18 protein-coding genes are annotated in these 21,153 nt (G+C 58.2%); 6 read left to right on the top strand and 12 right to left on the bottom strand.

The features are described from left to right. Window positions 1–28 precede the first annotated feature (28 nt). Window positions 29–2,449, top strand: a complete 2,421-nt coding sequence (locus tag FOY56_RS08040; protein WP_146345321.1) for a GcvT family protein — start codon at window positions 29–31, stop codon at window positions 2,447–2,449. A 69-nt stretch (window positions 2,450–2,518) separates the two neighbouring features. On the opposite strand, the gene FOY56_RS08045 is transcribed toward FOY56_RS08040, so the two are convergent. The 5 genes from FOY56_RS08045 to FOY56_RS23555 are packed head-to-tail and all read right to left on the bottom strand — an operon-like array spanning window position 2,519 to window position 8,107. Then, window positions 2,519–4,141, bottom strand: a complete 1,623-nt coding sequence (locus tag FOY56_RS08045) for an MFS transporter (RefSeq protein ID WP_146345322.1) — start codon at window positions 4,139–4,141, stop codon at window positions 2,519–2,521. Next, window positions 4,138–5,433 (bottom strand): HlyC/CorC family transporter, encoded by a 1,296-nt coding sequence (locus FOY56_RS08050; RefSeq protein WP_146345323.1) that lies wholly within the window; start codon window positions 5,431–5,433, stop codon window positions 4,138–4,140. Before FOY56_RS08050 ends, FOY56_RS08045 begins: the two co-directional genes overlap by 4 nt. Window positions 5,434–5,487: 54 nt before the next feature. Further along, window positions 5,488–6,444 carry a tyrosine recombinase gene (locus tag FOY56_RS08055; RefSeq protein WP_146345324.1) on the bottom strand — a complete coding sequence of 319 codons (957 nt, stop codon included), beginning with the start codon at window positions 6,442–6,444 and terminating at the stop codon, window positions 5,488–5,490. Between the two features lie 3 nt (window positions 6,445–6,447). Next, entirely contained in the window at window positions 6,448–7,968 is a 1,521-nt protein-coding gene (locus tag FOY56_RS08060; RefSeq protein ID WP_146345325.1) for a hypothetical protein, read from the bottom strand. After that, entirely contained in the window at window positions 7,958–8,107 is a 150-nt protein-coding gene (locus FOY56_RS23555; RefSeq protein WP_186766279.1) for a hypothetical protein, read from the bottom strand. Before FOY56_RS23555 ends, FOY56_RS08060 begins: the two co-directional genes overlap by 11 nt. An 82-nt stretch (window positions 8,108–8,189) precedes the next feature. On the opposite strand from FOY56_RS23555, the gene FOY56_RS08065 reads away from it, so the two are divergent. Then, entirely contained in the window at window positions 8,190–8,780 is a 591-nt protein-coding gene (locus FOY56_RS08065; protein ID WP_146345326.1) for a shikimate kinase, read from the top strand. Further along, window positions 8,780–9,892 carry a 3-dehydroquinate synthase gene (gene aroB, locus FOY56_RS08070; protein WP_146345327.1) on the top strand — a complete coding sequence of 371 codons (1,113 nt, stop codon included), beginning with the start codon at window positions 8,780–8,782 and terminating at the stop codon, window positions 9,890–9,892. The genes FOY56_RS08065 and aroB overlap by 1 nt, the downstream gene beginning before the upstream one ends. Before the next feature lie 11 nt (window positions 9,893–9,903). On the opposite strand, the gene FOY56_RS08075 is transcribed toward aroB, so the two are convergent. Together FOY56_RS08075 and FOY56_RS08080 are read right to left on the bottom strand one after the other, a co-directional pair. Then, entirely contained in the window at window positions 9,904–10,974 is a 1,071-nt protein-coding gene (locus tag FOY56_RS08075) for a site-2 protease family protein (protein ID WP_146345328.1), read from the bottom strand. A gap of 32 nt (window positions 10,975–11,006) precedes the next feature. Then, entirely contained in the window at window positions 11,007–11,531 is a 525-nt protein-coding gene (locus FOY56_RS08080) for a single-stranded DNA-binding protein (RefSeq protein WP_146345329.1), read from the bottom strand. A gap of 194 nt (window positions 11,532–11,725) precedes the next feature. On the opposite strand from FOY56_RS08080, the gene FOY56_RS08085 reads away from it, so the two are divergent. Beyond that, entirely contained in the window at window positions 11,726–12,322 is a 597-nt protein-coding gene (locus FOY56_RS08085; protein WP_146345330.1) for a lytic transglycosylase domain-containing protein, read from the top strand. 88 nt (window positions 12,323–12,410) lie between these two features. Beyond that, window positions 12,411–13,559 (top strand): cytochrome-c peroxidase, encoded by a 1,149-nt coding sequence (locus FOY56_RS08090; RefSeq protein ID WP_146345331.1) that lies wholly within the window; start codon window positions 12,411–12,413, stop codon window positions 13,557–13,559. 121 nt (window positions 13,560–13,680) lie between these two features. On the opposite strand, the gene FOY56_RS08095 is transcribed toward FOY56_RS08090, so the two are convergent. The 5 genes from FOY56_RS08095 to miaA form a co-directional block, all read right to left on the bottom strand. Continuing rightward, window positions 13,681–15,768, bottom strand: coding sequence for a dipeptide ABC transporter ATP-binding protein (locus FOY56_RS08095; RefSeq protein ID WP_146345332.1), 2,088 nt, complete (start codon window positions 15,766–15,768; stop codon window positions 13,681–13,683). Between the two features lie 98 nt (window positions 15,769–15,866). Continuing rightward, on the bottom strand, window positions 15,867–17,054 hold the full coding sequence (locus FOY56_RS08100) for an ABC transporter permease (RefSeq protein ID WP_146345333.1): 1,188 nt from the start codon (window positions 17,052–17,054) through the stop codon (window positions 15,867–15,869). 15 nt (window positions 17,055–17,069) lie between these two features. After that, window positions 17,070–18,125, bottom strand: a complete 1,056-nt coding sequence (locus FOY56_RS08105) for an ABC transporter permease (RefSeq protein WP_146345334.1) — start codon at window positions 18,123–18,125, stop codon at window positions 17,070–17,072. Window positions 18,126–18,495: 370 nt separating this feature from the next. Next, the gene (locus FOY56_RS08110; RefSeq protein WP_146345335.1) at window positions 18,496–19,308 is read right to left on the bottom strand and encodes a helix-turn-helix transcriptional regulator; all 813 of its coding nucleotides are present in this window, start codon (window positions 19,306–19,308) and stop codon (window positions 18,496–18,498) included. Between the two features lie 78 nt (window positions 19,309–19,386). Then, window positions 19,387–20,262, bottom strand: a complete 876-nt coding sequence (gene miaA, locus FOY56_RS08115) for a tRNA (adenosine(37)-N6)-dimethylallyltransferase MiaA (protein ID WP_146345336.1) — start codon at window positions 20,260–20,262, stop codon at window positions 19,387–19,389. A 117-nt stretch (window positions 20,263–20,379) separates the two neighbouring features. Here miaA and pyrH point away from each other — a divergent pair, with 117 nt between their 5' ends. Continuing rightward, window positions 20,380–21,126 carry a UMP kinase gene (pyrH, locus tag FOY56_RS08120; RefSeq protein ID WP_146345337.1) on the top strand — a complete coding sequence of 249 codons (747 nt, stop codon included), beginning with the start codon at window positions 20,380–20,382 and terminating at the stop codon, window positions 21,124–21,126. Window positions 21,127–21,153: the final 27 nt, after the last annotated feature.

A 21,153-nucleotide genomic window follows, 5' to 3' on the forward strand; every position in this document is an offset into this window, starting at 1 on the left:
ACGTCAACTAACCGAAGCGGGACCCAAAATGCGAACCCATGCTCAGGCTGTCGTTATCGGCGGCGGCGTCATCGGATGCTCGATCCTTTATCACCTGACCAAGCTGGGATGGAGCGACGTTGTCTTGTTGGAACGGGACGAGCTGACCTCGGGGTCGACGTGGCATGCCGCAGCCAACATCCACGGCCTGCATGACAGCACCAATATCAGCCGCATCCAGCATTATACGATGAATCTGTATAAAGAGCTTGAGGCTGAAACCGGGCAGGGGTGCGGCGTGTTCCAATCCGGGTCCCTGTATCTGGCCCAGACCGAGGCCCGCGAACATCAACTGCGACTCCAGGCGTCCAAAGCCAAGCTTTACGGCATGAATTTTTACGAAATCACCCGGGACGAGGCCGAACGCCTGCATCCGCTTGTCGATTTCGATGGTGTCCGCTGCATCATGTTTGAACCGGATGGCGGCAATGTTGATCCGTCAGGCGTGACCAACGCCTATGCCGTCGGGGCGCGTCAAAGAGGCGGCGAAATTCACCGCTTCACACCGGTCACCGGGACAGAGCAGCAACCCGATGGCACCTGGATCGTGCGAACACCCAAGGGCGATATCCGCACCCAGTGGGTGGTGAATGCCGCCGGCCTTTGGGGGCGCGAGGTGGCAAAACTGGCCGGGTTCGAGCTGCCACTCCAACCGACCGAACACCAGTATTTTGTCACCGAATCCATCCCCGAGATTGCCGCGATGGATCGGCGATTGCCCTCGGTCGCCGATCGGGACGGAGAGTATTATCTGCGTCAGGAAGGGCAGGGCCTGCTGATCGGCGCTTATGAGCGCGACATGCGGTTCTGGGCCGAAGATGGGACCCCGCTTGATTTTGCCCACGATCTGTTCCCGGACGATTTGGAACGGATCGAAGAAAACATGATGCGCGCCATTGACCGACTTCCGGCAGTGGGGTCAGCCGGGATCAAACGGGTCATCAATGGACCGATGATCTGGTCCCCGGATTCCAACGTGCTGTTCGGACCGGTCCCGGAACTGTCCAACTACTTCTGCTGCAACGGCATTATCCCCGGGTTTTCGCAATCGGGTGGCATGGGGCAAGCGGTGGCCGAATGGATCATCGAGGGTGAGCCAAAGTACGACCTGTTCGCCTGGGACATGGCCCGGTTTGGCGGCTGGGCGTCGAAAGAGTTCACCAAAGCCAAAGTGCGCGATGTCTATGCGCATCGTTTCGCTATCCATTTCCCGAACGAAGAACGCGCGGCCGGGCGACCAGTCCGCACGCGGCCCGTTTATGAGATGCAGAAAGAAATGGGCGCCGTGTTCGGCCTGAACTATGGCTGGGAACATCCGCTTTGGTTCGCTGATACGCCGGGAACCCAGGATACCAATGGGTTCACCCGCCAGAACTGGTGGGCACCGGTCGGGGACGAATGCCGGATGCTCCGGGACCACGCCGGGATCATCGACATTTCAAACTTCGCCAAATACCGAGTCACGGGACCCGGTGCCGAAGACTGGCTGAACGCCGTGTTTGCCAACCGCATGCCCAAGTCGATGGGCCGGTCGTGCCTGACCCCATTGATTGGCGTGCGGGGCGGGATCGCCGGAGATTTCACCGTAACACGTCTGGACAAAAACGAATTCTGGGTGATCGGGTCCGGCATGGCCGAACGCTATCATCGGCGGTTCTTCAAACAGGTGCCATTGCCCGATGACACCACGTTCGAAAGCCTGACGGATGCGGTCTGCGGTTTCAACGTGGCCGGGCCACTATCACGATCGCTGTTGCAGCGGCTGACCAATACCTCGCTTGAGACGGTCGAGTTTCCGTTCATGCGATCAAAGCGGATTGATCTGGCCGGAATCGAATGCATGGCTTTGCGCGTGTCTTTCACCGGAGATCTCGGGTGGGAACTGCATTGCGCGGCCGAGCATCAGGCGGCCCTATATGCTGCCTTGTTGGAGGCCGGACGAGAATTGGGCGCTGGCCCCGTCGGCAGCCGTGCCCTGATGAGCCTGCGCGTTGAAAAGGGCTATGGCTCGTGGAGCCGGGAATATAGCCCGGAATATTGGCCTCAGGAGGTTGAGCTGGATCGGCTGGTAAAACTGGACAAGCCGTTTCTGAACAAGGCGGCGGTTGAAAAAACGCTGGCGCAGCCCGCGCGGGAACGTTTGGTTTTGCTGGCACTTGAGGCAGAGGATGTCACTGCATCGAATGCGGATGCCACGGGAGGTGAACCGATCTTTAAGGATGGTCTGGGTATTGGCCGCGTCACATCGGGCGCTTATGGGTACACGGTCGGCCAGTCCCTTGCCTTGGGCTATGTGAAGGGCGCGGACCCCGGAGACCGTGTCGAGGTTATGGTTCTTGGGCGTCCGCATCGCGCGACAATCCTGAAAGAACCACCTTTTGACCCGCAAGGTCTGCGTTTAAGAGCTTGACGATGTGGCCTGTGGCCATCTTCAGAAATTGGGTATTTTAAACAAGAAAGAAGCAGGAGGGCTGCCGCGTTAATCCGGGCTGCGAAAGGCTGATCTTTGGACGATCAACACGGTCAGCAGGGGCAACAAGACGGTCAGGACGGCCACGGTGATCAGCAAATACCCCAGTTGAGAATAGTCAGCAGGCGTTGTGATCACGTCGTCTGGGCCCGTCACCTCGCGGGTCACCTCAAAGATCTGGTTGAGGTATTTGGTGCCCAGGCTGCTGGCAGACAGAGCGAGATTGGTAAAAGACGCCATGACGGCGAAGAAGGTCGCCTTGAGGTTTTCGGGCGCGTTGCGGGCGATCCAGGCCAGCATCGGGATCATCGCGATCTGGCCAAGCGGGCTTTCAACGGCTGCATCTATCAGCGCGATGAACCTTGCATCAACAATGCCGCCGGTGACTGCGGCGGTCCATTCGTGCACCCCGTAATATAGCGCTATGTTCGGCAGCGCCAGAATTCCCGAAGCGACCGACAGCAGAATCACGATGTAGACGATGGTGTGGTTCGCCATCAATGGACGTAATACCAGCATACCGACAAGTGTGAGCATCGAAGTGATCAGCGACAGCACCGACAGGAATTGTTGATCAAACCCCAGCATATCGATGGTGAACCACGTGGATCCGGCACCGGGCAGGGGCATGGCCCGGAAAACGAAAACAATCACTGCTGTGCCGACAAGAGCCCGCGCTTTTTCAGGGGTAAGGGCTGATATCAACTGACGCATCAGAAACAGAACGATGCCCATGGACCCGGCAAAGACGATTTCCTGACTGAAGGGCACATCCGACAAGCCGACAGTCAGAGACATCGCAACAAAGGCGCCACCCCCAATGAAGTACCACCAGTTCGGGGTGACTTCGCCGCCTTGAGGAGCGAAATGGGCTTCGGCTGTGGGTCTGTCGATGCCCGTCTCAACCAGGCGCGCGATCTGGCGGCGTTGCTGAACCATGGCGAGCAGCACGCCTGAGACGGAAATCAACGGGATGAACAGGCCGATCAGATAGATCCGCCCATACGTGGCAGCCTTGGCCTCGGGCGTGACCTCTTCGATCCCGGAAAAAAGCGAAATGTTGAGCGCGGCGACGGCGCTGAGTGCGCCGATCAGGGCGATCCGGCCCAAGGTTTGCATCGTTGTATGCAGGGCGCGCGTTGTCGCTTCGTCCAGCGGCTGACCGGTGTCATCGACACGCGGCACAGCCTCGACCGACAGCGCGTCGGCGACGGCATCCTGCACGACAAACCCAGTGGGCGCCAACAATGTGGCCAAGACGTACCACGCTGTGATTGACATGATGTCCTGCATCCACGGCACGCTGGTGGCGAGCCCATACATGATCAACAGGCTGGTCGAAATCAACCCTGCACCGATGAACACCATCAGCCATTTTTGACGCCAGAACAGGTCGACCAGATGGCCCATAGGCATTTTCAGCGCCCAGGGCAGGCCAGCCCAGAAGGCCAGCCCGGCGATGAAGGCGGCTGACACATCAAGATATTCCTTGATGAAGAAGGTCCCTACGATGGCCGTCAACCCCGACGCACCATAAGCAAAATAGACCATCAGAGGCGGCAGGAAAGACCAGCGCATTTGCCGGCCCAGGTCCAGAACGACCGCGTCGAACCAACGGCCCATACGTGTCATAGCGGTCGGATCTTAAGGCCAGTGATGCGGTTGCCGTGGCGCCCGGTGACCTCGAATCGGAAATTATGGAACGAAAACACCTGACCCACCGTCGGGATCATCTGCGCCTCGTGGATGACCAGCCCTGCGATGGTGTTGGCCTCTTCATCAGGCAGGTTCCAGTCGCTGGCGCGGTTCAGGTCGCGGATGGTCATGGCCCCGTCGACCAGAAAGTGACCGTCTTCGGTTCGCGTGACGGGATGATCTGCATCGGGGTCGAATTCATCGGTGATTTCGCCGACGATTTCTTCCAGAATGTCTTCCAGCGTGATCAGCCCCTGAAGCGAGCCATATTCATCCACAACCAGGGCAAAATGGGATCGCATCCGAAGAAACTGGCGCATCTGGTCATCCAGCGTCGTGGTTTCCGGAACGAAATACGGCGGTTTGGCCACGTCGGTAATCCTGAAGTCTTCGAGCGCCTTGTCGCTGTCCAAATGCTGATAAATGTCGCGCAACAGATCCTTGGCGTGGATCACACCGATGATGTTTTCGGGTTCGTTGCGAAACACCGGCAACCGGGTGTACGGGCTGGACAGGCATTGCTGGATGATCGCTTGCGGATCTGCGTCGGCGTCGATCATTTCGATGTTGGAACGGTGCAACATGATCTCTTCGACCGCACGTTCGGCAAGATCCAGCGCGCCCAGAATACGGTCGCGGTCTTCCTTTTCGACAACGCCTTCGGAATGGCCCAGTTGGAGGGCGCCAGCAATCTCTTCACGCACCGCCAGTACATGGCTGTCTGGGTCGATCCGAACGCCAAACAAGGCCAGCACACCCCGTACCAGCAAGCGAACGGCGCTGACTATCGGTGCAAAGACGGTTACGATAATCCCGATCGGCGTTGCCACGGCGGCAGCAGCTTTTTCGGAATTGGTGATGGCATAGGTTTTTGGCAACACCTCGGCAAAGACAAGCACCAGCAGTGTCATCACCAGCGTGGCCAGTGCGACCCCGCTTTCCCCGAACATCCGGGTGAACAGAGCGGTCGCCAGTGATGTGGCAAGGATGTTGACCAGATTGTTGCCAAGCAGAACCGAACCGATCAGACGTTCGTTGTCTTCGGTGATGTCCAACGCTTTCTGCGCGCCGCGCGATCCTTTGTCGGCCTGCGCCCTCAACTTGCCCCGCGACGCGGCCGTCAGAGCGGTTTCTGACCCCGAAAAGAAGGCCGAGAAAACCAGCAAAAGCACGATAGCCCCGGCGGAGACCCAAAATGCGCTGTCCAGAACGGTGGACGTGTGTTCCATTTGTCGAAAAATCCCTGTGTCCTGTATCGGTTATGGGGCCGCGTTGACCTGCGATCAAGAGCCTGTGCTGTCCTTATCGCGAGCCAGCGGATGATGTTCGAGCACCAGTTGCGACAAGCGTTCGTCCAGAACATGGGTATATATCTCGGTCGTGGCGACATCGGCGTGGCCCAATAATGTCTGGATTGACCGCAAATCCGCACCATTGGCCAGTAGATGTGTCGCAAACGCATGGCGCAGGGTATGCGGCGTCACTTTAGCGGGGGAGACCCCGCCCGCGACGGCAAGTTCCTTGATTAACAGGTAAAACCGATGCCGCGTCAGATGGCCCGTTTTACCACGTGACGGAAAGAGGAACTTGGACGACGGCGCGCCCTTGGCGCGTTTGGCGTCCTCGGCCTGATCGCGCTCGGCCAGCCAGGCGGCCAGCGCGTCACGGGCAGGCGGGGACAAGGGCACCATGCGTTCTTTGTCACCCTTGCCGCGAATCAACAGCATCCTTGGATCGCCGCGGGTCGACGACACCGGGAGTTCGACCAGCTCGCTGACTCGCATGCCAGTGGCATACAGCAGCTCCATCAGGCATGTATTACGCAGACGGTCAGCGGCGCTTCGCCCGGTTTCGCGTGCGGCATGCAGCAAGCGGTCGACTTCGGCAATCTCAAGCGTCTTGGGCAGACGCTTGTCCCGGCCCGGCCCCTTGATCTGAATCGCCGGATTATCCTCGCGCCAGCCTTCGTCGAACGAAAAGCGGAACAGTTGTTTGATCGCCGAAAGCCGCCGCGCGCGGGTCGCTCGCGATAACCCCTGAGCGTCGCAATCGATCAGATAGGCTTCGATCTGATCGCGATCGGCTTGCGTTGGGCTGGTCTTGCGCCGGTCCAGCCAGCCGACGAAATCCTTCAGATCCCGGCCATAGGCCAGTTGCGTGTTCGTCGCAGCGCCCAGTTCTGCGGCTTGTGCTTCCAGAAAGGTAGAAATCCACTGGTATGAGTCGGCGGGTGCGGTCATGGCCTAACCATGCCCCAATAGCATCAGATGCAAAGACGCCCGGCGCGCTGTGTCTTCCAAACCCATCCTGCGGAACGCCGAAATGGCGTTTGCAAGATCCGCCGGGTTGCCGCTGGCGCCGCTGTCAAACAGGTCCATCGTCATAAGAATAGCTTCGCCCAAACGCGCATCGTCGATTGCGCGGCGGATATCGCCCGTTAGGGGGACGTTACCTGAAAAGCCTTCGGAAATGGCTTCTGCAAGGTCACTGGGGGCCTCCACTCGTCCGGGATCCCCCTGGGCCAGTGCCGCCAGAAATAAACTCATCTCACTGGTGTCGGGCGGATAATGCGCAGCCGTTTCATAGGCGGATGACAACAGTCGGATGCGCCATGCAAGATTGACAGCCCCGGGGTCAGTCAGATCCTGGCTTGCTAGCGGATCGGCAAATAGTTCGGCGAATGGCACACCCAGACCGACTCGACGCATTGCGGACCAGACCGGAGGCAGCGTTTTGGCGACGGCATCAGGGCTGCGCGTCCCCAACGCGGTTTCAAACCGCTGCAGGGCGTCGACACGGTCCCAGATCCCGCCGGACGCGGCGGGCAACCGTTCTGTGTAAAGCCCCAAAAGCTGGTTGGCGCTGAGCGCGCCGACGCGAGTCAAACGTTCCGCAGCCTCAAGTTGCGCCTTCCAACCCGCCACATCGCGCAGGTCCGCAGTCGCAAAAGCACGGGGCAGATCTTGGGACGACAGGCGCTCACCAATCGCTTCGCGAATGCGATAGGCCAGCGGATCGACGCTGGCGGGCGCGGGCAGGGGCGGTGCGCCTTCATAAATCTCAGGGCTTAGGAACCGGTCCAGCAGATCCAGTTTCCACTGCGGCAACAGGGTCAACGCATGCGCGGTTTCAAGCGTCAAAGCGGCAGTTTGCCAATCTCCGGCGCGCGCGGTGCAGAAAATCCGTGCATCGTATCCGGGTGCAAGATGCGGCTTGGCGGTCAAAACCCGGCAGCTTTGTTCTTCTTCGCCGGTCAGAAGCGTGGCGTCAAACCAGCGTTGAAACAGGGCAGCACTGGCCATCGGATCAGCGCGCCGCGTCAGGGCCTGGGCCGGATCAACGGCCCCAAGCGCCATCAACCGATCGATTCGCGCCAAGGTCAGCTGTTCCGCCGCGTCGCCACCGGGCGGACGGGTTTCCGACAAGAGCAGCGAATACAACAGCGCCTGCATCGACGGGCTGTCAGCCACCGGCACCGTGGCAATGTGATCGGTCAGGTCATCGATATCGCTGGCGACCCACAGATCCAGCGGCATTCCGGTCACCGAGCTGGGCACCAGCCCCAAAGGCGGCGCCAGTTCTTCCAACGGGCTGACTTCGATCTCGGGATTGACGATGCCGTTGGCGACCGGCGGCTCCATCACCACGGTGCCGGGTAACCCCGTGCCGGGGTGATCGTTCAGCCAATCGATGACGGATAGCGGCTCTTGTGCAGCGGTTGCTGCGGGAATCAATAGCGCTGCAACGACCGCCTTAATCCGCATCCAACGTCACCGGAATGCGGATCTCTGACTGTGGCGGTGAAAAATCTGCACCGAACCAGGGGCCCACATATGCATAAATCACCACTCCAACCGCTGCCAGAACGATCAGGTAAAACAAGTATTTGATCAAACGTCCCATCATGGCCTGCCGTGCCTCAACAGATGATTTTTGAGAGTTTTATATATGGCCTTTTTCCAAAGATCACGTCATTCACAGAAGAATGAGCGGAATTGAGCATGATGGTGTTGGGATTGCACGGCAAAACACACCGGGACAACTAAAAAAGACCATCGTGATGGTCGGTATGATGGGGGCCGGAAAGACAGCCGTCGGGCGGGCTTTGGCCGCGCGCCTGAATGTTCCTTTCCTGGACAGCGACGCTGAAATCGAAGCGGCCGCGAATATGACTGTTCCCGAAATCTTCTCTCGTGATGGGGAATCTTTCTTTCGAAAGAAAGAAAGTCAGATTATTCAAAGGCTTCTGCAGAACGAGCGATGTGTTCTGTCGACCGGTGGCGGGGCCTTTCTGGCCGACAGTAACCGCCGGATGATCTCTCAATCCGGCGTGTCCGTCTGGCTGAATGCCGATCTGGATACGCTTTGGAATCGGGTCAGGCACAAAGATACGCGGCCTTTGTTGAAGACGCCGGATCCGCTTGCGACGTTGCGCAACCTTTATGACGCACGGGTTCCGATCTATGCCGAGGCCGATCTGATGGTGTCGTCCGATGGGCAGACGCAGATAGAAGAGATGGTGGACCGTGTTCTGGAGGCGCTGAAGTCGCGTCCAGACGTTTTAGGGCAGGATTGATGCAAAATACCGTGCACGTTGAACTGGGTGAGCGTTCCTATGATGTGGAAATCGGCCCCGGGCTGATTCCCACAGCGGGCGCACGCATTGCCCCCTTACTAAAGCGCAAAAAAGTTGCGGTTTTGACGGATGAAACCGTCGCGGGGCTGCATCTCGAAGCGTTGCGTGACGGGTTGGGATCCGCCGGAATCAACATGGAGGCGCTTGCGCTGCCACCCGGCGAATCGACCAAAAGCTGGCCGCATTTTGAACGGTCTGTGGAATGGCTGCTGGATCAAAAGGTCGAACGAAATGATGTCGTTGTGGCCTTTGGCGGTGGCGTGATCGGCGATCTGGCCGGGTTTGCCGCAGCCGTTTTGCGCCGTGGCGTTCGGTTCGTGCAAATTCCGACCTCGCTGTTGGCGCAGGTTGATAGTTCGGTCGGGGGCAAGACCGGAATCAACGCGCCGCAGGGTAAGAACCTGATCGGCGCATTTCATCAGCCATCGCTGGTTTTGGCGGATACCGCCGTATTGGGCACGCTGACGGCGCGCGACTTCCTGGCCGGCTATGGCGAGGTGGTGAAATACGGCCTTTTGGGGGACTCCCGGTTCTTTGAGTGGTTGGAAACCCAGGGTCCTGCATTGGCGTCTGGCGATATGAACGCCCGGGTCGAGGCTGTGACACGGTCCGTCCAGATGAAGGCAGATATCGTGGCACGGGACGAAACCGAACAGGGCGACCGGGCCTTGTTGAACCTTGGCCACACATTCTGCCACGCTTTGGAAGCCGCGACCGGATACTCGGACAGGCTGATGCATGGTGAAGGCGTGGCGATAGGCTGTGCGTTGGCGTTTGAGTTGTCCTCCAGACTGGGTCTGTGTTCGCAAGAAGACCCCAGCCGGGTCCGTGCCCATCTGCGCGCGATGGGAATGAAGACGGATCTGGCCGACATCGACGGCGACCTGCCGGGGGCCGAAGGCTTGCTGAACCTGATGGGACAGGACAAGAAAGTTGTCGATGGTCAGTTACGGTTTATTCTGGCGCGTGGAATCGGCAGCGCCTTCATGACATCCGATGTGCCGCGCGACGCGGTTATGTCAGTGCTTAAAGATGCGCTTTCAACCCGTTGAAACAACAGGGATCAACGGCTTTTGACCACCATTAGCTCACCCACGTTTTCGCGTGTGATATAGCCCAACAGGTGGCCATCCTTGTCGCAGACCGCAATCGCCGCCGCGCCCTCGTAAAGGCGATCCAGAATGGTTTCCAACCCCGCTGACAGATCGACCCGTGGGATGTCGGCTTCCATAATCTGCGAAACAGGCCGCGTGCGCGGGGCATCTGCGGCAAGTGCTGAGAACAGGGCACTGCGCGTCAAGAACCCCAACAACACACCGTCCGTGTCCAGAATCGGAAACTCGTGCTGGGTCGTGCGGATCAGGGTGTTGGCCGCCGCATCGATACTGTCACCGGGCAGCAAGCTTTCATAGTTTGTGATCATCGCATCGCGCGCCATCAGGTGTCGCGCCACGGATCGCATGACCACATCCTGACTTTCCGCGTTCGCCGCCATAAAGACGAACAAAGCGATCAGAACCAAAACCGGATTGCCCCCGGTCAGGCCCCAGAATCCCAACAAAAACGCGACAATCTGCCCGGCAGTCGCAGCCGCCCGCGTGGCCTGAACGCGCGGCATGAACAGGCTGAGAACGGCGCGAAAGACCCGCCCACCGTCCATCGGGAAGGCCGGGATCATATTGAAGAGCGCCAGGAACAGGTTGACCATGGCCAAGCGCTGGAGAAAGCTGATGTCGGTCGACTCCAACTCGGCCGCCGACTCCATCGATACGCCAGCACCCAGCAAAACCAGAACGGCCCAGATCGCCACATTGACCAGCGGACCGGCCAACGCCACCACGATTTCTTGTTGCGGCTGCTCGGGCATTTTTTCAAGCCGCGCCAAACCACCAATCGGCAGCAGCGTGATATCCGGCGTTCGAATGCCATAGCGGCGCGCTGTCAGGGCGTGGCCGAACTCATGCGCGACCACGCAGGCAAAAAGCGCCAATACAAACAGGATGTTCTCAACAGCGCCCGCCCAGCCATTTTCAGCAAAGGCGGCCCATCCGACCCAGGCAAGCAGAAGGAAAAAGGTGACATGCACCCGAAGTTCAGACCCGAACAGTCGGCCCACTGAAAACGACCAGCTCATCGGGTTACCCTCCGGCTGCCAAGCCTTTTCGGTTAAAACGGTATTTCGTCATCATCGATGTCGCGCGAGGATGGTCCGCGACCACCACCGCTGGAACTGCCGCCGCCTTGGCCACCACCATAGGGGTCATCCATCGGGGGGCTGTCATATCCACCACCGCCACCGCCATAGTTGCCGCCACCTTGACCGCCGCCACCGCCACCATCGCGACCGTCCAGCATGGTCAGTGTCGATCCGAATCCTTGCAAAACAACCTCGGTCGAATAGCGGTCCTGGCCGGATTGATCCTGCCATTTGCGGGTTTGCAGCTGGCCTTCGATATAGACCTTGGACCCTTTGCGCAGGTACTGCTCGGCCACGCGAACCAGACCTTCGTTAAAGATCGCCACCGAGTGCCACTCGGTCCGTTCCCGACGTTCACCGGTATTGCGGTCTTTCCACGTCTCAGACGTCGCAATCCGCAGGTTGCACACCTTGCCACCGTTCTGGAACGTCCGGACCTCGGGGTCGCGGCCCAAATTGCCGATAAGAATTACTTTATTCACTGATCCCGCCATGGCGCTCCCCGGTTCTTCTTAACTGTCGCTGTGCGCCGATTCCGACGCTGTTCGCGCACCCTATACATCCTGACGCAAGGTTGAAACACGGTTAATATGCAAGACGGAACGGCAGAACTCCGCTACCCGCCTTTTAATAATTCTCACACAGGGTATATTGCGCAAAATTGGTGTTGGGGCAGGATCAAACCAATATGCGCAAGATAGCGTCAAGCATGGCCATAGCAGCCGTCGCCGTGTCCGGGTTCGTCAGTGGACCCGTTTTTGCTGACATGTTCTCGACCAAGAACCGCATGGCCGTTTTCAAATCGCAAGGCAAAGTTCTGGATTCCCGGGCGTCATCCCAATATGCGAACTCGGTTCGGCTGCAACCACCCTCGGTTCTTACGCCCAGCAAGTGGGGGGCGCTGCCTTACACGGGCAAGTACCGGGGCAAGTATCTGCAAATGGCCCGAGATGCTGCGCGTCGCCACAGGGTTCCGGAAGATCTGTATCTGCGGCTGGTGCAGCAGGAATCAAATTGGAACCCAAACGCAAAATCCCACAAAGGGGCATTGGGTTTGGCGCAGTTGATGCCGTCGACCGCCAAATCGTTGGGTGTAGATCCTGCCGATCCCTATGAGAACCTTGATGGTGGGGCAAAGTATCTGTCCAAACAATACCGCAAGTTTAAATCCTGGCGATTGGCTTTGGCCGCTTACAACGCCGGACCACAGGCCGTCAAAAAGCATGGTGGCGTACCGCCCTATGACGAAACCCAAAACTATGTGAAAAAGATCTGGGGCAGCTGAGCCCTTGTTTTCACGTCCGGACTTGCGATAGATCAAATTCCGACTATTTCGCTCTGGTATGCTGCGCGAAACCGCCGGAGCGCCTGACATGTCGAATCCTTCCTTTGCACTCCCTCTGATCCTGTTGGGTCTAGTGACGGCTGTGCCCGGCACCGCTGAAACCTACGACACGGTTGAACAGTTGGGCGAAGCTCTGTTCTTTGACACCAACCTGTCGCTGAACCGCACCCAGTCCTGCGCCACCTGTCATGATCCGCAATACGGTTTTGCTGATCCGCGCGAAACACGGGCTGGGCGGGCTGTATCCTTGGGCGATGACGGCGAATCGCTGGGGGATCGCAACGCGCCAACTGCCAGCTATGCGGCGTTCACACCTGCGTTCACCCAGACCGAAAGTGAGGTTTGGGTCGGCGGAATGTTCCATGACGGTCGTGAACCGGATCTCGAAGGGCAGGCGGGTGGTCCCCCCCTGAACCCGATTGAGATGGGTATGCCCGACAAAGCCTCGGTGGTTGAACGCCTGCGCGAAGACCCAGCCTATGTTGCGGCCTTTACATCGCTCTGGGGTACAGGGGTCTTTGAGGATACTGATCAGGCCTATCGCGCGATGACCGAGGCGATTGCCGCCTTTGAGCGCACTGACGTTTTTGCGCCCTTTGACAGCAAGTATGACAGGTATCTGCGTGGCGAATATACGTTGTCTGCTGACGAAGAACTGGGCCGTTTGCTGTTCTTTTCCGAACAGTTCACCAACTGCAATCTTTGCCACCAGCTAAAGCGCAGCCCGATCGACCCGGGCGAAACGTTTTCGAACTATGAATACCACAACATCGGAGTGCCCGAGAACCTGCAAGTACGTGGTCAGAATGGTGTTGCGGTGGGGCATGTGGACGGTGGTTTGTTTGAAAACCCGTTAGTTTCCGACCCATCCCGACGTGGACAATTCAAGGTGCCGACCCTGCGCAACGTCGCGGTGACCGGACCATATATGCACAACGGTGTCTTTGATGACCTGCGCACGGTGGTGTTGTTTTACAACAAGTACAACACCCGGTCAGAAGCCCGCCAGATCAACCCCGAAACCGGCGCGACCTGGAACGCCCCGGAATACGCCCCGACCTTGTCCGTCCAAGAACTCACCCACGGGCCCGCTTTGGATGACCAGCGCATCGACGCGCTGGTGGCGTTTATGAAAACCCTGACCGATGCAAGATACGAACATCTGCTGGAACGGTGACGTCGCAAAGGAAGTGCTGAAACAAATGCCGGCCGCCTTCTAGGGCCGAAACATGCATCCGGGCCACACCCCGCCAAAGCTATCCAGCAGGATGTGGCGGGATCTTAATGTTTTACAGCGCTCACTCGGCTGCCATCTTGATCACCGGCTGCATCTCGGCAAGCGTTTCATCGCTCAGGTGACACTTGATCTGATGCCCACTGGCCAGATCGCGCACCGGCGGCACCTCTTTGTCGCACAGCCCATTGGGCACTTGTGACTTCCAGCGGCACCGCGTCTGGAACGGGCATCCCGACGGTGGGTTCATCGCCGACGGGATATCGCCTTCCAGCACGATATGTTCTTTCTCGATCGACGTGTCGGCGATTGGCACAGCCGACAGCAGCGCCTCGGTATAAGGATGATAAGGCGGGCTGAACACCTGTTCGGTGTCCCCCAGTTCGACCACATGCCCCAGGTACATCACCATGACCCGGTCGCTGAGGTACCGCACAATGCTCAGATCGTGTGAGATGAACAGCAGCGTTGTCTTTTCCTCACGCTGAATCTCCATCAGCAGATCCGTCACAGCAGCCTGCACCGACACATCCAAGGCCGATACCGGTTCATCCGCCACGACGATCTTGGCACCACCGGCAAAGGCGCGGGCAATACCAACGCGTTGCTTCTGACCACCCGACAATTGCCGCGGCATCCGCTCGGCAAACGCGCGGGGCAGTTTCACCAGATCCAGCAGTTTCAGCATCCGTTCACGCCGTTCAGCGTCATTGGCTCCAATGTCAAAGATCTCCAGGGCCCGGATGATCTGGCGCCCGACCGACATCGATGGGTTCAGCGTGTCGAACGGATTCTGAAACACCATCTGCACCGAACTCACCGTATCGGTGTTGCGCATTTCGATCGGAATGTCCTGGATTTCCTGATCATACAGCATGATCTTGCCATCGGTCGCCGTTTCAAGCCCCATCAGAACCTTGGCGAGGGTCGACTTTCCGCAACCGGATTCGCCAACAATGGCCAATGTCTCGGATTCGCGTGCTTCAAAGCTGAGCGTCTCGTTGGCCTTGACCACTTTGGTCTCACCGCCTCCGAACAACGCGTTCGCTGCCACCTCATAGTATTTCTTCAGGTTATCGATCTTGAGAACCGTCTTTCCGACCTTGCCCTCTTCCTTCTGCTCTTCGGCCACAAACGGGGCGTCCCAGTCGATGTCTTTGAATCGCAGGCAGCGCGTCGTGTGCCGATCATCCCCATCGACTCCCGACATCGGAATGTCCGAGCCATTGCACAACCCGTCCTGAAAATAGTCACAACGCGGCCCGAAATTACACCCCGGAGGCCGTTCGTGGGGCAGGGGGAAGTTGCCGGGAATCGCCTTCAACGGGCGTGCATTCTTGTCGGCCCCCGGCAGCGGGATCGACCGGAACAGCGCCTGCGTATACGGGTGCTGCATCTTGTCGAACACATCCTCGATGGATCCGGTTTCCACCGCTTCGCCCGAATACATCACGCACAGACGGTCGCAGGTTTCCAGCACCAGCCCCAGATTGTGCGAAATGAATAACATCGAGGTGCCGTATTTTTTGCCCAGATCCTTGACCAGATCGACCACGGCCGCTTCGACTGTCACGTCCAGCGCAGTGGTCGGTTCGTCCAGGATCAGCAACGCCGGCTTTGACATCAACGCCATGGCAATCACAATCCGCTGCTGTTGGCCACCCGACAACTGGTGCGGGAACGAATTCAACATCCGCTCGGGGTCAGGCAACCGCACATCGGTGACAACCTCCAGCGCGCGTTTGTAAGCCTCGTCCTTACTGACCCTTTCATGGATCATCGGGACTTCCATAAGCTGATTGCCGATTTTCATCGCCGGGTTCAGCGAGGCCATCGGTTCCTGATAGATCATTGCGATCTCGTTACCGCGAATATCGCGAAGCTCGTCTGCGCTCATCTCGCTCAGATCGCGGCCCTTGAACTTGATCGTTCCGCCGACGACGCGCCCGTTCTTGCCCAGATCCTGCATCACCCCCAATGCAACAGTCGATTTACCGCAACCGGATTCGCCAACAAGGCCAACGGCCTCACCGGGCTGCACCACCACCGAGAAATCCATCACCGCAGGAATTTCACGCAATCGCGTGAAAAACGAAATGGAAAGATTGTCGATCTCAAGGATCGGTCCGCTATAGTCCGCCAGTTTGCTCATCTTTTTTCTCCCTCAAGGGAGCAGAACCGCAATCCTGCTTCTTTCTTGTACAAAATACCCCGGGGGTCCGGGGGCGGTGCCCCCGGCCGGGTCGTTTATCAGTCCTTCAGGCTTTCTTCGCGCAAACCATCTGCCAGCAGGTTCAGCCCCAGCACCAGCGACAACAGCGCAAACGCGGGCGGCAGCGCCGGGTGCAGGTACAGCAAAAGCAGACGGCGACCTTCGTTGATGGTCGATCCCCAGTCGGGGCTTTCCGGTGGCAGACCCAGACCGAAGAAACCCAAGGTACCCAGAAGGATGGTCGTATAGCCAATGCGCAGACAGAAATCGACGATCAGCGGTCCGCGTGCATTGGGCAGGATTTCCCACAACATGATGTACCAGGGGCCTTCACCACGGGTTTGGGCTGCGGCGACATAGTCGCGGGTCTTGATGTCCATCGCCAGACCGCGAACGATCCGGAAAACGGTCGGCGAGTTCACGAAGACCACAGACACGAACACCACCAGAATTCCGCCGGGCACATCAAAGAAGTCCAGCGGCCAGAAGCCGATCTTCGATCCTGCTTCATTGACCACCGACATATAGATCAGGAACAGTGGCAGCAGAACAACGATCAGCCATGTCCGGTTCTTTTTCGGCTGGGTTCGGAAGCGCGAATTGATCAGCACTCCGAAAAAAACCAGCGGAAAGATGAACAAGACAACCGCCATATATTGCGGCAACCCGGTCGCCACGATCTCGGGGGTCACCAGCAGATAGAATAGCAGGATCACCGGGAAGGCAAGGATCAGGTTGGCTAGGAACGACAGCAGCGTATCCAGTCGCCCGCCGTAATATCCCGCCGGCAAACCCAGCGTGATCCCGACCATGAAGGCAAACAAGGTCGCCAGAGGCGCAATCTGCACCACGATCCAGGCACCGCTGACCATCCGGCTGAACACATCACGCGCCAGGTTGTCACCGCCCAGAAGATACCATTCGTATTGCCCTTCCTTCGGACTGCGCAGCGGAGTGCCGGGGCCTTTATTCTTCATACCGGACAACTGCGCCAGCGGATCATGGGTAATGATCAGATCCATGGCTCCGTAAATGCCGGTGAACACCCAGAACATGACCAGCGCAAAACCGATCATACCGATGACACTGTCAAACAGCTTTCCGTACAATCCCAGCTTACGTTTGTACGTTATGGACAATCCGAACAAGACGGCCAGGGATATCCAGACCGGCAGGAACTGGACAAGTATGCGGGTGAAAATTTCGAATCCCGTAAGAGGTTCCATAGTGATGTTCCTTCTTTACGAAATTCGGATGCGTGGGTTCAGGTAGACATAGCCGATATCCGATATCAGCTGGGTCACCAGCACCACGATCACCGACACAACCGAGACGCCCAGAAGCAGCTCAATGTCGTTGTTGCCCGCCGCCTGAACCAGCGTCCAGCCGAAGCCCTTGTAATTGAACAGAGTCTCGACGATCACGACGCCGTTCAGCAGCCAGGGAAATTGCAGCATGATCACCGTGAACGGCGCGATCAGGGCATTCCTGAGCGCGTGCTTCACAACGATATTGCCGAAACTCACGCCTTTAAGCCGTGCCGTTCGAATGTACTGAGCGGTCATCACCTCGGTCATCGAGGCCCGTGTCATACGCGCGATATACCCCATGCCATACAAGGCGATGGTCAGCACCGGCAGAAAGAAATTCTCGAACGTCGCGTTTTCCATCGCACCCGTCGCTGTGCCCTTGAACCATTTCAGTCCGGCAGCGGAAGAGGCGAAGACCGCGATAAAAATCACGCCCGACACGTATTCAGGTGTCGCAGTCGTTATGATTGAAACAGTCGATAACGATCGGTCCAATACGGATCCCTCGCGCATCCCGGCCATCACTCCGATCAACAAGGCCGATGGGATCATCAGCATGAGAACCCAGAACATCAGCTTTCCGGTCAGGGCCAGACGCGTACCGACGATGGTCGACACCTCGTCCTTGAACACGGTTGAAAATCCCCAGTCCCCCTGAATGATGCCACAATAGGTCGCTGCATCCTCGGCTTCGGCCGGTGAGACCGCGCCCGTCAGGCAACGTCCTGTAACAGCGCCTTCGTCGTTTGTCTTGGTCCAGCCGGGCAGAACACCCAGCCATTGACCATATTTCACCGTCAGCGGCTGCAAGTACCCGTTACTGTCCAGATAGCTGGTCACGGCTTCGTCCGACATGCGGAAGTTGCCTTGGGTTTTTGCGAGTTTTTCGAGGTTCGGGTAGAGGTTCGTCAGAAAGAACACGATGAAGGTCAGGCAAAGTGCCGTCACAATCATCACGCCGGTTCTGCGCAGAATGAACTGTCCCATGTGTTTCCTTGTCGGTCAGGCTTCAGTCCGGCCCGCTTGCGGGCCATGCTGTGGCGGCGAATGCCGGGCAGGGCGGTCAGATCGACCTTTGCTTTGAAAATGCAGATGCGATGGGTCGCGGCGGTCCTGCCGCCTTTAGGTCAATCTTCATATGTCGTCCCCTGTCGTCTTGGCGTATGGGCAGCGCGGTTGGCAGCGCCTTGCCGTAGATCGGTACCAGACGGGCCGGTAGTTTGTTTTTATAAATGGCCCTTGACCCATTCGGCACGAGAAATCGTCGCTGGTCAACGGTTGCAATCGGCAAATCCGGCTTCAAATGCGACATTGGCTTTGTTCAAAAGCGACAAAGCGGTGTCTGGCCGCTGAGGGTTTATGGCTTTGGCCGGGCGGAACGGCGCAAAGTTGTGGGCGACTGGTCAGTATGTTGTTGAATGAACCGCGTGAAATAAGCGGCGCTGCCAAACCCAAGGTGACGGGCGATATCCTGTACTGGAACATCGGTCGAAATCAGCAAGGACCGTGCAGCATGCAAAACCCGCTCGGTCAGCAATGTGGCCGCGGTTTTCCCGGTTTCACTGCGGCAAACGCGGGTCAGATGGGTCGGGGTTACCCCCAGCGCCGACGCATAGTCGGCCATGCTGGCACCGGTGGCAAAATCCCTGACAATCCGCATACAAAAGCTGCGCACAAGGGTCTGCGCCGCTTTTTCGCGACGCGGGAACCCTTCGGACTCGTCCATGTGCCGACGCAGCCAGATCATCATCAGGCTGGCATATGCCTCGACGGCGCTTTGACACAACGGACGTTTGCCGTTCTGTTCTCGCCCCGCCGCTTCGAACAGCCCGGTCAGTTCATTCTGGGAACTGACATCGCGAATACGAAGATGCTGGATTGACTGCGGCAGGGTCATATCCAAACCGTTTGGCAAAGCCAGAACCTGCCCGAACGCCTGCCGTCCGATCTCAAAACTGATCAAATGGCGAGAGGGAACAAAAATCGCATTGTGCAGCCCCAGCCCCCGGCGTTCCCCATCCAGCAACGCGACACCCTGACCTCGGGTGAGCCAAATCAGCAGCGATTCGGAGCGATCATGAGCCAGTTCCAGCTGCCACGACCCGGCTGGCGCAAGTTGCGGCAGGGTCAGAAGGCGGATCTCGCCAGAGGGTTCAGGATCGAAGGCCATTATTCGAATTTGTCATGTCCTGGCTAAAATTGGTACTGCCAGTGCGGCTCTAAAGTCCGATTGTGACAAGAGAAGGGCCTAAATCTGTGGATGGACGGCGGTCCATTGCCGCATTTTTGAGCGAAACCATGTTCGCTGACGTTTGGCGAATTGCCGTGTCGCGATTGTTGCCCGCATACGGGCCTCGTCCAACGAGATGTTTCCTTGAACATAGTTCATCAATTCGGGCACGCCGATGGCCCGACAAGATGGAAGTGCAGGATCGTACCGCTCGCGCATCGCAGCGACCTCATCCAAGGCCCCGGAGTCAATCATCAGATCAAAGCGCCGAGTCATACGCTCGGACAACCAGTCTTTGGGCACGTCGAACAGAAGCGGCACGGCGTCGTCCAGGCTCAGCAGCGGCGGCGGTGTCTTGTCCTGCCAGTACGCCAGCGATTGACCCGTGGTTGCCAGAACTTCCCATGCGCGCTGAACCCGTGCCCGGTTCTGAACGTCGATCCGCGCCTTGGTGTCGGCATCGATCCTGTCAAGCAAAGCTTCATGCGTCATCGTATCGGCCGTGGCACGCACGTCTTCTGGCGTGGCCGGAATATCAGCCATGCCGTGAGTCAGGGCCATGAAGTACAATCCGGTTCCGCCAACGATGATCGGCCGTTCAGGGCCGGTCAAAAGCGGTGTCACATTGCGCAACCAATGGCCTGCGGAATAAGCCGCATCGTAGGGCACGTGACCATACAAGCGATGCAGCGCTTGCGATTCTTCGGCCAGGGACGGACGGGCGGTGATCACCCGCCAACAATCATAAACCTGACTGGCATCGGCATTCACAATGACCCCGCCGTGTTTCTGCGCGAGCCGTAACGCCAGATCCGACTTGCCCGAAGCCGTCGGTCCGGCGATCAGAATCGGGCGATCGTCCGGAATGTCGGGCAATCCGATCAACTTTGTCATCGCTCAGAGCTCATTTGTCTTAGATTAAGTCAGATACCCGGCGGATGCTCCATTGAATCCGCCGACGATTTCCGACATTTTGCGACAAAATACACCCGTGCAAATGCGGAGCGCAATATGACCTCTACATCCGACCAGGAAATCGACCAACTGGCCACCAAATATAAAAGGGTCATGTTGAAGATCTCGGGAGAAGCCCTGATGGGCGATCAGGGGTTCGGCCTGCATCCGCCGACCGTGCAGCGTATCGCCGAAGAGGTGAAATCGGTCCATGATCTGGGGGTCGAAATCTGCATGGTGATCGGCGGTGGTAACATCTTCCGCGGCCTCAGCGGATCGGCCCAGGGGATGGAACGCACAACAGCGGATTACATGGGGATGCTGGCCACGGTTATGAATGCGTTGGGGATGCAATCGGCGCTGGAAGAGATCGGCGTTTTTACACGGGTGATTTCGGCGATCCCGATGGATCAGGTCTGTGAACCCTACATTCGCCGCCGCGCGGTCCGTCACCTTGAGAAAAAGCGGGTCTGCATTTTTGCCGCCGGAACCGGCAACCCCTATTTCACGACCGACACCGCCGCGACCCTGCGCGCCAATGAAATGGGGTGTGAGGCGATCTTTAAAGGCACGAAGGTCGATGGTGTCTATGACAAGGACCCGGTCAAACACGCCGATGCCAAGCGCTATGACACTGTGAGCTATGATGACGTTCTGGCCAAACGGCTGGGGGTCATGGATGCCAGCGCCATCGCACTGGCCCGCGACAACAACCTGCCGATCATCGTGTTTTCACTGGATGAACCCGGCGGGTTCCGCGGCATTCTGGCCGGTCAGGGAACCTATACCAAGGTTCAGGGATAAGCGAGCGCCCTTTTGACCTTGTGGGAA

The organism is Falsiphaeobacter marinintestinus (genome assembly GCF_007923355.1).
Taxonomy (GTDB): domain Bacteria; phylum Pseudomonadota; class Alphaproteobacteria; order Rhodobacterales; family Rhodobacteraceae; genus Phaeobacter_A; species Phaeobacter_A marinintestinus.

What these genes read in the sequence shown, in the direction of transcription:
- FOY56_RS08090 (WP_146345331.1), top strand. Translation starts at nt 12,411, where the DNA reads ATGTCGAATCCTTCCTTTGCACTCCCTCTGATCCTGTTGGGTCTAGTG.
- FOY56_RS08055 (WP_146345324.1), bottom strand. Translation starts at nt 6,444, where the DNA reads ATGACCGCACCCGCCGACTCATACCAGTGGATTTCTACCTTTCTGGAA.
- FOY56_RS23555 (WP_186766279.1), bottom strand. Translation starts at nt 8,107, where the DNA reads ATGGGACGTTTGATCAAATACTTGTTTTACCTGATCGTTCTGGCAGCG.
- aroB (WP_146345327.1), top strand. Translation starts at nt 8,780, where the DNA reads ATGCAAAATACCGTGCACGTTGAACTGGGTGAGCGTTCCTATGATGTG.
- FOY56_RS08060 (WP_146345325.1), bottom strand. Translation starts at nt 7,968, where the DNA reads ATGCGGATTAAGGCGGTCGTTGCAGCGCTATTGATTCCCGCAGCAACC.
- FOY56_RS08050 (WP_146345323.1), bottom strand. Translation starts at nt 5,433, where the DNA reads ATGGAACACACGTCCACCGTTCTGGACAGCGCATTTTGGGTCTCCGCC.
- FOY56_RS08040 (WP_146345321.1), top strand. Translation starts at nt 29, where the DNA reads ATGCGAACCCATGCTCAGGCTGTCGTTATCGGCGGCGGCGTCATCGGA.
- FOY56_RS08105 (WP_146345334.1), bottom strand. Translation starts at nt 18,125, where the DNA reads ATGGGACAGTTCATTCTGCGCAGAACCGGCGTGATGATTGTGACGGCA.
- FOY56_RS08085 (WP_146345330.1), top strand. Translation starts at nt 11,726, where the DNA reads ATGCGCAAGATAGCGTCAAGCATGGCCATAGCAGCCGTCGCCGTGTCC.
- FOY56_RS08095 (WP_146345332.1), bottom strand. Translation starts at nt 15,768, where the DNA reads ATGAGCAAACTGGCGGACTATAGCGGACCGATCCTTGAGATCGACAAT.
- FOY56_RS08065 (WP_146345326.1), top strand. Translation starts at nt 8,190, where the DNA reads ATGAGCGGAATTGAGCATGATGGTGTTGGGATTGCACGGCAAAACACA.
- FOY56_RS08110 (WP_146345335.1), bottom strand. Translation starts at nt 19,308, where the DNA reads ATGGCCTTCGATCCTGAACCCTCTGGCGAGATCCGCCTTCTGACCCTG.
- FOY56_RS08075 (WP_146345328.1), bottom strand. Translation starts at nt 10,974, where the DNA reads ATGAGCTGGTCGTTTTCAGTGGGCCGACTGTTCGGGTCTGAACTTCGG.
- FOY56_RS08100 (WP_146345333.1), bottom strand. Translation starts at nt 17,054, where the DNA reads ATGGAACCTCTTACGGGATTCGAAATTTTCACCCGCATACTTGTCCAG.
- FOY56_RS08080 (WP_146345329.1), bottom strand. Translation starts at nt 11,531, where the DNA reads ATGGCGGGATCAGTGAATAAAGTAATTCTTATCGGCAATTTGGGCCGC.
- FOY56_RS08045 (WP_146345322.1), bottom strand. Translation starts at nt 4,141, where the DNA reads ATGACACGTATGGGCCGTTGGTTCGACGCGGTCGTTCTGGACCTGGGC.
- pyrH (WP_146345337.1), top strand. Translation starts at nt 20,380, where the DNA reads ATGACCTCTACATCCGACCAGGAAATCGACCAACTGGCCACCAAATAT.
- miaA (WP_146345336.1), bottom strand. Translation starts at nt 20,262, where the DNA reads ATGACAAAGTTGATCGGATTGCCCGACATTCCGGACGATCGCCCGATT.